Consider the following 11083-nt stretch of genomic DNA (forward strand, 5'->3'; position numbering starts at 1 on the left):
GGATTTGCTCTACAGCGCCGCGCATCCCCCCGAGAGTGGAACTCCATGCGCGTTACTGCCGCCCTGATTGCCCTGTCCGCCTGCCTCACCGCCGCCCCGCTCGCCGCGCAGAAGGCGACGCCGGCGCTCGCCGCCGATCCGACGCCGCCGGCGATGACGGACAAGGAAAATCTGCTGCTGCTCGACCTGTCGACCGGCGGCCGGGTGACGATCTGGCTGCGCCCTGACGTCGCGCCCAAGATGGTCGAGCGGGTGAAGACGCTGACCCGCGAGCATTTCTACGACGGGCTGAATTTCCACCGCGTGATCGACGGCTTCATGGCCCAGGGCGGCGACCCCAAGGGCGACGGCACCGGCGGTTCGCAGCTGCCCAACGTGCCTGCCGAGTTCAACTGGCTGCCCCATGTCCGCGGCGCCGTGTCGGCCGCGCGCGCCGATGACAAGAACAGCGCCAACAGCCAGTTCTTCATTGTCTTCCAGCCGCGCCTGGCGCTCGACAAGAAATATACCGTGTTCGGCCGGGTAATCGACGGCATGCAATATGTCGACGCGATCGAGCGCGGCGAGCCGCCGGTGAACCCGTCGAAGATCGTCCACGCCTATATCGCCGCCGACAATCCGCCCGCCTATACCCCCGCCCCGCCGCCACCGCCGGTCGATCTCGGCGCGCCGGTGACGCTGCCGGGAACAGGCAAGCCCGCCGGCACCGCGGCGCCCAAGCGGGCGGTACCGGCGCCGGCCAAGAAGGCTGCGCCGCGCCGTTGAGGGTCGACCTGTTCGACTTCGCGCTGCCGCCGGAGCGGATCGCCCTTCACCCTGCCGCGCCGCGTGACGCCGCGCGGATGCTGGTGCTGGATGGCGTCGGCATGCACGACCGCGCGGTGCGCGACCTGCCCGCCTGCCTGCGCGCCGGCGACTGCCTGGTCTTCAACGACACCCGCGTCATCCCCGCCCAGCTGGAGGGACGCCGTGGGGAGGCGCGGATCGGCGCCACCCTGCACAAGCGGGAAGGGCCGCGCCGCTGGCGCGCGTTCGTGCGCGGCGCCAAGCGGCTGCGCGACGGCGACACGATCGATTTCGGCGCAGGCGTGCTCGCCACCAGCACCGCGCGCGGCGAGGATGGCAGCTGGGCCCTCGACTTCGCCGGCGACGAGCCGGTCGAGCTGCTGCTGGAGCGTGCCGGCCGCATGCCCCTGCCCCCCTATATCGCCCAGAAGCGCGGTATCGAGGCGCGCGACGCCGACGATTACCAGACGATGTTCGCGAACGAGCCCGGCGCCGTCGCCGCGCCGACGGCGGCGCTGCACTTCACGCCTGCGCTGATGGCAGCGCTGGCGGCGGCGGGGATCGCGCACGAGACGCTGACGCTCCATGTCGGCGCGGGCACCTTCCTGCCGGTGAAGGCCGACGACACCGTCGATCACCGCATGCACGCCGAATGGGGCCGGATCGACGCCGCCACCGCCGATCGACTGAACGCCGTCCGCGCCCGCGGCGGTCGGGTGATCGCGGTCGGCACCACCTCGCTCCGCCTGCTCGAGAGTGCGACCGCCGAGGATCGCCGAATCGCCCCGTTCGAGGGCGACACCGCGATCTTCATTACCCCCGGCTACCGCTTCCGCGCGATCGACGGGCTCCTCACCAACTTCCACCTGCCGCGATCGACATTGTTCATGCTGGTATCGGCGCTGATGGGGGTGGAGCGGATGCAGGCAGCCTATGCCCATGCGATCGAGAGCGAGTACCGCTTCTACTCATACGGCGACGCCTCGCTCCTGCTTCCCTAGGTTCAGGACTCTGCGGCAGCGTCGGGGAACAATGGCGGCAGCGCGAGTGACCGTGGAAGAGATGGCGTCGTGAAGCGACGGCCCTTTTGGCACGTCGCCCGACTGGATGGAGCTTGCCGTGGCCACGGAAAAGAGCGGCTACAAGTGCTCCATCTGCTCGTCCGCTAACCAGTACGAGCCGCTCATAACCACTACATTGATGGCGCGTGCATCGGATATAGGTTCGACGGCGAGCAGGAAATCCTGCCGATGCCACCACCGACCCCGCTGGACCCCGTAGATTGTCTTGGTGAAATGGTCGGGGCGACAGGATTCGAACCTGCGACCCCCACACCCCCAGTGTGATGCGCTACCAGGCTGCGCTACGCCCCGACCGAGGGCAGCCGCGCTTGCGACCACCCGAGCGGGGGCCTCTACGCGCCGGGCCCGATCGATGCAAGGCGGTTGTTCCGGCCATTGCGGCGGTCCGGCACATTCCGTTGCCATGCCGCCTGTCCGGTGGTAGCGGGCGCGCTTCGTGCGCGGTGGCTGTCCCCGCGCCCCAGCCATAAACGGGACCGATGTTCATTTCACCAGCATACGCCCAGGCCGCGGGCGGCGCCGCCGAAGCAGGGGGCCTCGGCTCGTTCCTCGGCCTCGCGCCGCTCCTCCTCGTCTTCGTCGTTTTCTATTTCCTGATGATCCGTCCGCAGCAGCGCCGGATGAAGGCGCTGCAGGAATCGGTCGCCGCGGTGAAGAAGAACGACACCGTCGTCACCGCCGGCGGCCTCGTCGGCAAGGTGACCCGGGTCGAGGACGCCCATGTCGAGGTGGAGATCGCGCCGACCGTGCGCGTCCGCGTCGTCAAGGCGACCCTGGCCGAGGTGGTCAGCCCCAACACGAAGCCGGCGAACGACTGATGCTCGACTTTCCACGCTGGAAAGTGTGGTCGATCATCGCCGCGTTGACGGTGCTGGTCGCACTCGCGATCCCCAGTTTCCTGCCCGAGCGGGTGACCGCCGGCGCCGGGTTCCGCGTGCCGCGGATCAACCTGGGCCTCGACCTCGCCGGCGGCAGCTATCTGATGCTGGAGGCGGACACCGCCGATCTCGCCGCCACGCGGCTGGAGACGATGCGTGACCAGGTCGCGACCGAGATGCGTCGCGGCACGCCCAAGATCGCGATCGGCGATATCTCAACCCGTGACGGGCAGCTGTCGTTCATGCTGCGCGATCCGTCGCAGGTCGATGCCGCGCGCGAGCGGCTGCTGACCATCACCGGCGGCGGCGCCGGGATGAGTGGGCAGCGCGTCTGGGACATCAACGTCGTCGATTCCAGCCGCTTCGTGCTGAAGCCGACCCAGGCCGGCCTTGCCCAGGCGATCGACACCGCGATGGGCGACGCGACTGAGGTCGTGCGCCGCCGCATCGACGAGCTGGGCACGCGAGAGCCGACGATCATCCGCCAGGGCAGCGACCGCATCGTCGTGCAGGTCCCCGGCCTCCAGAACCCGCAGGCGCTGAAGGACCTGCTCGGCAAGACCGCGCGCCTGGAGTTCAAGCTGGTCGACGAGACCGCGACGCCGCAGCAGCTCGCGCAGCGCCAGGCGCCTCCGGGCAGCCAGGTCCTGCCCTATCCGGGCAATCCGCTGGGCCAGCCGGTGATCGCGGTGAAGCGCTCCGCGATCATCTCGGGCGACCAGCTGATCGACGCGCAGCAGACCTTCGATCCGCAGAACAACCAGCCGCAGGTGGCGATCACCTTCGACGGGGCGGGTGGCCGCCGCTTCGCGCGGGTGACGCAGGATAATACCGGCAAGCCCTTCGCGATCATCCTCGACAATCAGGTAATCTCGGCACCCAACATCAACGAGCCGATCCTGGGCGGCCGCGCGCAGATCTCGGGCAACTTCACCGTCGAATCGGCCAACCAGCTGGCGATCGCGCTCCGCTCGGGCAAGTTGCCCGTCGCGCTGAAGGTGGTAGAGGAATCGACCGTCGGCCCCGAACTCGGCGCCGATTCGATCCGTGCCGGCATCATGGCTTCCGCGATCGCGGTGGCGCTGGTGGTGGCGTTCATGCTGGTCACCTATGGCCGGTTCGGCGTCTATGCGAACCTCGCCGTCGTCATCAACGTGTTCGTCATCCTGGGCGTCCTCGCGCTTCTCAACGGCACGCTGACACTGCCCGGCATCGCCGGTTTCGTGCTGACGATCGGCACCGCGGTCGACGCCAACGTCCTCATCAACGAGCGTATCCGCGAGGAGCGGCGGCGCGGGCGCAGCGTCGTCCAGGCGGTCGAGCTGGGGTACAAGGAAGCCAGCCGGACGATTTTCGAGGCGAACGTGACCCACGCGATCTCGGGCCTCATCATGCTGGTGCTGGGCTCTGGCCCGGTGAAGGGCTTCGCGGTCGTGCTGCTGATCGGCATCGCCACCTCGGTGTTCACCGCCGTCACCTTCACCCGGATGCTGGTCGCGCTGTGGATCCGCCGCAACAAGCCCAAGACGATCAACATATGATCGGGGACCTGTCATGAAACTCCTGAAACTCGTCCCCGATAACACGAATATCGACTTCGTCCGCCTGCGCGGCTGGGCCTTCGGGCTGACCCTTGCGCTGTCGCTGATCGCAGTCGGACTGGTGTTCGCGCGCGGGCTGAACCTGGGCGTCGACTTCACCGGCGGCCTGTCGATCGAGGAAAAGTTCGACCGCCCGCCCTCGCTCGACCGCGTCCGCGAGGTCGTCGATACGCAGGGTGTCGGGCAGGCCGCACTCCAGCAGTCGAGCGACGGGCGCACCGTCACCATCCGCCTGCCGGTTCAGGAAAGCGCCGACGAGGGCGCGACCAACGCCGTCGTGCGCAAGGTGCAGACCGCGATCGCGGCGGAGTTCCCCGGCGCCACCTTCAGCCGCTACGCAACCGTCGGCAGCAAGGTGTCGGGCGAGCTGATCCAGAACGGCGTCCTCGCCGTCGTGCTCGCGGTGATCGGCATTGGGCTGTTCGCAATCTTCCGGTTCGAGTGGCAGTTCGGCATCTCGACCATCGTCGCCATCGTCCACGACCTGCTGATGACGATCGGCTTTTTCGCGTTGATGCGCGACACGTTCGAGTTCGATCTGAACACCGTCGCCGCGGTGCTGACCATCATCGGCTATTCGATCAACGACAAGATCGTCATCGACGACCGCATCCGCGAGAATATGCGCCGCTATCGCAAGATGGAGATGCGCGACATCATCAACCTGTCGGTCAATGAGACGCTGCCGCGCACGGTCATGACCTCGGTCACGATCCTGCTGGCGCTCGGCGCGCTGCTGCTGCTCGGCGGCCATGTGCTGCGCGGCTTCACCGCGGCGATGATCCTGGGCATCATCGTCGGCACCTACTCGTCGATCTACGTCTCCTCCTCGCTCCTCATCGCGCTCGGCCTGCGCGCCGAGCCGAACCGCGAGAAGCCGGGCACGACCGACAAGACCCGCCGCTCCGATGCCGAGCGCATCGCGCCGCGCGAGAGCTGAGGCCGGTCCATGCGGATGCAGCGTGGCCAGCCGGTCGACGGCCCGCTGATCCGCGGTTTCGCGGGCAACGCCTTTCGCCTGGACGACGTCACGGTTGCGCCCGCGTTGCTGCTGACGATCAGCCAGGCGCTCGACTGGACCCCGCCCCCGGTCACCGCCCTGACCGTCGAGGCGCTGGAGCCGGCGCTGACCCCCACACCGGAGTTCATCCTGATCGGCACCGGCGCCACCCTCGTCCGGCCTCCCCAATCGCTGGTTCGTGCCCTCGACGCGCGCGGCATCGGCCTGGAGGCGATGGACAGCCGCGCCGCCGCCCGCGCCTGGGGCGTACTGCGCGACGAGGGGCGGCAGGTGGCAGCGGCGCTCTACCCGCTCGACGCCTGACCGTCCCGACACGGGACACATGCCGGCGGATGGCGCCGCTCTTGTCCCGCATCACCCGTTTGCGTGAAGGCGACTTGTCTCCGACCCTTTAATCGTGCTCCGACAGGGAACGACAGGGGTCAACGATGAAACGCGCCGGCATTACGCTCGCCACCACCATGGCTCTCTTCGGCAGCATCGCCGGCGCACAGGCCCAGACCGGGCCGTCCGGCTCGGCGCAGCGATCGACCTATCGCAGTTGCGCCGGGATAGCCGCCACGGATAGCTGCGAAGGGTCCGACGTCGATCCTCGCCAGGCCATACTGCAGGACGTCTATGCCGGTGGCATCGGCAACTTCACCTCCGCCAATCTCGACATTGACCGTCCCGGCACCGACAATGATGCGTATGCACGCAGCAGCGTCAGCCTCGGCGCGCTGTCGCTCCCCCAGATCCGTGCGGAGACGAGGGCGGGTGCCGACGACCGAATGAATATCAACGCGTTCGGCTTCCAGACCTTCACCTGGACCGGAACGGAGGCGACGCAGTTCGCCCTGTCCGCCACCCTTCACATCGTCGACAGCAGCGTCAGCCAGCCCGACTATATCCGCACCCGCGCCGATGGCGACACCGAATATGCCCCGGGCTCGTGGCTGCCGGGCGGAGCTGCCTTCACCAGCTATGTCGGCATCTGGGATCCGTCGATCCTCAGCGGGCTGAACACGGCCGAGGAGCTGTTCGGCAAGCTGTTCCTGGCCCGCTGCCGCACGGCGGGCGTGCTGGCGATCGCATCGCTGGGGGGCAACACACCAGCGGGCAATCTGCGCGGCGGCGAGTCGTCCAGCACGATCACGACCAGCGGCTGCTCGAACGGTCTGCCCAATGCGGGAACCATCACGCTTCAGCCGGGCCAGCAGATCCTGACCGTCGCCGCGCTCCAGTTGCCGGTCAACCGCGGCGGGTTCGCGGACGCCACGCACACCTTCACCACCATGCTCGACCCCACTCTGCCGGAATCGGTCCGGGCGAACCTGATCGAGAAGCTGGTGCCCAGTATCGCCGCCGTGCCTGAGCCAAAGTCGTGGATGTTGATGATCGCCGGCTTCGGCCTGATCGGCGGAATGTTGCGCCGGCGTCGTGCGACGCTGCGGACGACGGTCGGACCAGCGGCCTGTCGCATCTGATAACGCGGTGCGTTTGACGGACCGCGCGATGTCCTACACGCGCGGCGGCCTGCTATATGTTCCGCCATGCAACCACCCGTCCGCGCCCTTCGTCCGCTGATCGGGACGACGGACGGCGGCGAAACCGGACACACAAGGGGGGACGTAGTGTCCGGTTCCGATGCGACGGGCCGATATTCAGATCCGCTTGGTGCCCGGATAGGCGAGCAGATAGTCCGCGTCGGCGCTCGTCGTGATCGTCTCGCTGCCGGTCACCGTCGCGCACTCGCCGGCCTTGAACGCCACGCCCGCGACCTCGCCCGTGCCGGCGATCGGCACGATCCACGCGGTCAGCCCGTCTGGGAGCGCAACCCGGTGCTCCGCGCCGCCCTTCCACCGTTCCAGCACGAACTTCGGCCCTTCGACCAGCACCGTGCGATGCTCGTCGACCGGCCCCGGCGACTGGATCGGCCGATACGGGTCGAGGTGCGCGACCGCGACTCCGTCGTCCAGGTGCAGCTCGCGCGGGCGGCCGTAATCGTACAGGCGATAGGTCGTCTCGCTGTTCTGCTGCACCTCGATCAGCGTCAGCCCCGCGCCGATCGCGTGGATCGTGCCCGACGGCGCATAATAAAAGTCGCCCGCCCTCACCGGCACCCAGTCCAGCTTGTCCTCGATCGATCCGTCGAGCGCCGCGGCGCGCAAAGCGTCAGCATTGATGTGCTGCTTCGGTCCCAGCGCGATCGTCGAGTCGGGGGCAGCGGCCAGGATCGTCCAGCATTCGTCCTTGCCGCGCGGCAGGCCGCGCTTGTGCGCTTGCTCGTCGTCGGGATGCACCTGCACCGACAGCTTCTCGCCGGTGAACAGATATTTGATGAGCAGGTCCGGCGTCGAATCACCCGGCTCCTGAAACCAGACCTCGCCGACCGGCTCGCCACCCTCCGCGACGTCGTCGAACCCGGGAAACAGATCGCGGCGCCCCCACGGCTTCTCGACGCGGTGGGTGTGAAGCAGGGTGGCGGGCATGGTCGGTCCTCAAGCGAAAGGGGATGGCCTGTAACGCGCGCCCTAGCCTATTGTTCGGGGGTTGTCCGCTGGGCTAAGGCGATCCTCGATGCGTACCCTTCCGTTCCGCCCGGCCGCCCCGCTGGCGCTCATCGCCCTGACCGCCATGTCGCTCGCCGGCTGCGCCCGCACCACCACGACCAAGGGCGACGTGCCCTATGTCGCGCGCGATGTCGGCACGCTCTACACCACCGCGAAGCGCCGGCTCGACCAGAACCGCTACAAGGAGGCGGCGATCCTGTTCGACGAGGTGGAGCGCCAGCATCCCTACTCGATCTGGGCCCGCCGGGCGCAGCTGATGAGCGCGTTCAGCTACTATCTGGCCAAGGATTATACCCAGTCGATCCAGTCGGCGCAGCGCTTCATCTCGGTCCATCCCGGCAACCGGGACGCGCCCTATGCCTATTACCTGATCGCGCTCGGCTATTACGAGCAGATCACCGACGTGACCCGCGACCAGAAGATCACGCTGCAGGCGCTGAACGCGCTCGGCGAGCTGACCCGGCGCTATCCCAACACCCGCTATGCGTCGGATGCGCGGCTGAAGATCGACCTGGTCAACGACCATCTCGCCGGCAAGGAGATGGAGATCGGCCGCTTCTACGAGGTGCGCGGCCAGTGGCTGGCGGCCAGCATGCGGTTCCGCACCGTCGTCGACAAGTATCAGACGACGACCCACGCGCCCGAGGCGCTGATGCGCCTGACCGAGACCTATCTGTCGCTGGGTGTGCCGGAAGAGGCGCAGAAGTCGGCGGCGGTGCTCGGCCGCAACTATCCCGGCAGCGACTGGTACGAGCATGCCTACAAGCTGATGCGCGAGCATCCGGTGCAGCTCGCGGCGCTGGTCCCGCCTGGCACCCCGGTCGTCACCCCTGCCGCCCATCCGAAGGCTCCGCCGGGTCCGCCGTCCGTCACCGTGCTCCCCAGCGAGCCCGATGGCACGTCCGACGCGACGGCGCCGGCACGGACGCCTGCCGCACCGCCGTCGACGGTCGGCACCGGTGCGGGTGCCGCGCCATTGCCCAGCGGCACGCCCCAATAACGCCAGCCGGAACATAACCGGTTCAAATCCGCGCGCATCCGGCCTACATCCGCCGCGATGCTGACCGCGCTATCCATTCGCGACGTGGTGCTGATCGAGGCGCTCGACCTCGATTTCGGCCAGGGTCTGGGCGTGCTGACCGGGGAGACGGGCGCGGGCAAGTCGATCCTGCTCGACGCGCTCGGGCTGGCGCTGGGCGGGCGCGGCGATAGCGGGCTGGTGCGCCACGGCGCCGCGCAAGCGGTCGTCACCGCCAGTTTCGACCCGCCGTCCGCCGATCTCGCCACGCTGCTCGACGACAACGGCGTCGAGGTCGAGCCGGGCGAGCCGCTGCTCGTCCGCCGCGTGGTAAAGGCCGATGGTGGCAGCCGCGCCTTCGTCAACAACCAGCCCGCCTCCGCCACGCTGCTGCGCGAGATCGCGCCGCGGCTGGTCGAGATTCACGGCCAGCACGACGATCGCGGCCTGCTCAACGCGCGGGGCCACCGGGCGCTGCTCGACAGTTTCGGTGGGCTCGACACCGGCGCCGTCGCCCGCGCGTGGAGCGCCCATCGCACTGCCGAGGCTGCCCTGGCCGCCGCGCGTGCCGAGATCGAGACGGCGGTACGCGACCGCGAGTGGCTGGAACACGCCGTCGCCGAACTCGATAAGCTCGCCGCCGAGCCGGGCGAGGAAGAGGCGCTCGCCGACAAGCGGCGGACCATGCAGCGCGCCGAGAAGATCGCCGACGACCTCGCCGCGATCGAGGAGCATCTGGAGGGGTCCGACGGCGGCCTCGCCCGCCTGCGCCAGGCGGCCCGCGTGCTGGAACGCGTGGCGGCGGACCACCCTGCCCTTGCCGAGGCTCTGGCGGCGATCGACCGCGCGGTGCTGGAGGGCACCGCCGCCGAGGACCGGCTGCGCGAGGCGCGCACCGAGCTGGCCTATGATCCCCGCGCGCTGGAGGATGACGAGGCGCGGCTGTTCGAGCTGCGCGCGATGGCGCGCAAGCACCGCGTCCAGCCCGACGACCTGCCTGCCCTCGCAGCGGATCTTGCCGGTCGGCTCCAGCGGCTGGAGGCCGGCGAAGGTGGCATCGCGGCATTGGAGGCGCAGCTGGCCACCGCCCGCCGCACCTATGACGACGCTGCCGCCGCACTGACCGCCGCGCGCACCGAGGCCGCCGCCCGGCTCGACGCCGCAGTCGCGGGCGAACTGGCGCCGCTGAAGCTCGACGCCGCCCGCTTCCGCACCGTCGTCGTGCCGGTCGGCGAAGAGGGCTGGTCGGGTGCGGGCAAGGACCGGGTGGAGTTCGAGATCTCGACCAACCCCGGCGCGCCGTTCGCGCCATTGACCAAGATCGCTTCGGGCGGCGAGCTGTCGCGCTTCATCCTCGCGCTGAAGGTCGCGTTGGCCGAACAGGGCGGCGCGGCGACGATGGTATTTGACGAGATCGACCGGGGCGTCGGTGGTGCCGTCGCCTCCGCGATCGGCGAGCGCCTCGCCCGCCTCGCCCGTGCGACCCAGCTGCTGGTCGTCACCCACAGCCCCCAGGTCGCCGCGCGCGGTGCCGCGCATCTGCTGATCGCCAAGGCCAGCGACGGCACCGTCACCCGCACCGGCGTGCGCCGGCTCGCCGAGGCCGAGCGACGCGAGGAGATTGCCCGCATGCTCTCCGGCGCGACCGTGACGGACGAGGCACGCGCCCAGGCCGACCGGCTGCTGGAGACGGCGTGACCATGGCCGCCGCCCTGCCCTTCCTCGCCATCCTGCTCGCCGGCATGGGCATCGCTGTCCAGGCACCGACCAATGCGGCGCTTGCCCGCACGTCCGGCTCGGTGCTGCTCGCGGCGCTGGTATCGTTCGTGATCGGCACGGTCGTGCTCGGTGTCGCGTGGCTGGCTTTGGATCGCACTTCGCCGGTCGTGCTCAGGGCGGCGCCGGGCTGGGCCTGGATCGGCGGCTTCTACGGCGCCGGGTTCGTCGCGGCGATGGCGTATGGCGCGCCGCGGCTCGGGCTGGCGACGGCGATCACCGTCGCGGTCGCCAGCCAGATCGCCACCGCGCTGGCGCTCGACCATGTCGGCGCCCTCGGCCTGCCGACCGCTCCCGTCACCCCGGTCAAGCTCGTCGGCGCGGCGCTGGTGCTGGCGGGCGTGTTCCTGGTGCGGCGCGGCTGATAGG

The 11083-nt window shown here is 69.3% G+C and carries 10 protein-coding genes, 1 tRNA gene and 1 pseudogene; 10 read left to right on the top strand and 2 right to left on the bottom strand.

Annotated features, from left to right (window positions below; genetic code table 11):
- Window positions 1-45: 45 nt before the first annotated feature.
- Together Q5H91_RS08365 and queA are read left to right on the top strand one after the other, a co-directional pair.
- Entirely contained in the window at window positions 46-765 is a 720-nt protein-coding gene (locus Q5H91_RS08365; RefSeq protein WP_305172935.1) for a peptidylprolyl isomerase, read from the top strand.
- Complete coding sequence (gene queA / locus Q5H91_RS08370; RefSeq protein ID WP_305172936.1) at window positions 762-1787, top strand: tRNA preQ1(34) S-adenosylmethionine ribosyltransferase-isomerase QueA; 1026 nt, start codon at window positions 762-764, stop codon at window positions 1785-1787. The genes Q5H91_RS08365 and queA overlap by 4 nt, the downstream gene beginning before the upstream one ends.
- A 295-nt stretch (window positions 1788-2082) precedes the next feature.
- Here queA and Q5H91_RS08375 read toward each other — a convergent pair.
- Window positions 2083-2159 (bottom strand) — tRNA-Pro (locus Q5H91_RS08375).
- Between the two features lie 188 nt (window positions 2160-2347).
- Between Q5H91_RS08375 and yajC the strand changes: the two genes are divergently transcribed.
- The 5 genes and pseudogenes from yajC to Q5H91_RS16580 form a co-directional block, all read left to right on the top strand.
- On the top strand, window positions 2348-2686 hold the full coding sequence (gene yajC, locus Q5H91_RS08380) for a preprotein translocase subunit YajC (protein WP_305172937.1): 339 nt from the start codon (window positions 2348-2350) through the stop codon (window positions 2684-2686).
- Window positions 2686-4287 (top strand): protein translocase subunit SecD, encoded by a 1602-nt coding sequence (gene secD / locus Q5H91_RS08385; protein ID WP_305172938.1) that lies wholly within the window; start codon window positions 2686-2688, stop codon window positions 4285-4287. The genes yajC and secD overlap by 1 nt, the downstream gene beginning before the upstream one ends.
- Window positions 4288-4300: 13 nt before the next feature.
- The gene (secF, locus tag Q5H91_RS08390; protein WP_305172939.1) at window positions 4301-5287 is read left to right on the top strand and encodes a protein translocase subunit SecF; all 987 of its coding nucleotides are present in this window, start codon (window positions 4301-4303) and stop codon (window positions 5285-5287) included.
- Window positions 5288-5296: 9 nt separating this feature from the next.
- Window positions 5297-5671, top strand: coding sequence for an Mth938-like domain-containing protein (locus Q5H91_RS08395; protein WP_305172940.1), 375 nt, complete (start codon window positions 5297-5299; stop codon window positions 5669-5671).
- A 1031-nt stretch (window positions 5672-6702) separates the two neighbouring features.
- Window positions 6703-6834: pseudogene (locus tag Q5H91_RS16580) on the top strand (PEPxxWA-CTERM sorting domain-containing protein); the annotation flags it as partial.
- A gap of 177 nt (window positions 6835-7011) precedes the next feature.
- On the opposite strand, the gene Q5H91_RS08405 reads toward Q5H91_RS16580, so the two are convergent.
- A complete protein-coding gene (locus Q5H91_RS08405) occupies window positions 7012-7839 on the bottom strand; it encodes a class I mannose-6-phosphate isomerase (protein ID WP_305172942.1) in 828 nt (275 codons plus the stop codon).
- 88 nt (window positions 7840-7927) lie between these two features.
- Here Q5H91_RS08405 and Q5H91_RS08410 point away from each other — a divergent pair, with 88 nt between their 5' ends.
- From Q5H91_RS08410 to Q5H91_RS08420, 3 genes are read left to right on the top strand one after another with little or no spacing between them, the layout of a single operon-like run.
- A complete protein-coding gene (locus tag Q5H91_RS08410) occupies window positions 7928-8920 on the top strand; it encodes an outer membrane protein assembly factor BamD (protein WP_305172943.1) in 993 nt (330 codons plus the stop codon).
- Between the two features lie 57 nt (window positions 8921-8977).
- Window positions 8978-10636: a DNA repair protein RecN gene (recN, locus tag Q5H91_RS08415; RefSeq protein ID WP_305172944.1), complete on the top strand. Its 1659-nt coding sequence runs from the start codon at window positions 8978-8980 to the stop codon at window positions 10634-10636.
- Between the two features lie 2 nt (window positions 10637-10638).
- Window positions 10639-11079 carry a DMT family transporter gene (locus Q5H91_RS08420; RefSeq protein ID WP_305173137.1) on the top strand — a complete coding sequence of 147 codons (441 nt, stop codon included), beginning with the start codon at window positions 10639-10641 and terminating at the stop codon, window positions 11077-11079.
- Window positions 11080-11083 lie beyond the last annotated feature (4 nt).

It is taken from the genome of Sphingomonas aurea (assembly GCF_030678875.1).
Lineage (GTDB): Bacteria > Pseudomonadota > Alphaproteobacteria > Sphingomonadales > Sphingomonadaceae > Sphingomonas > Sphingomonas aurea.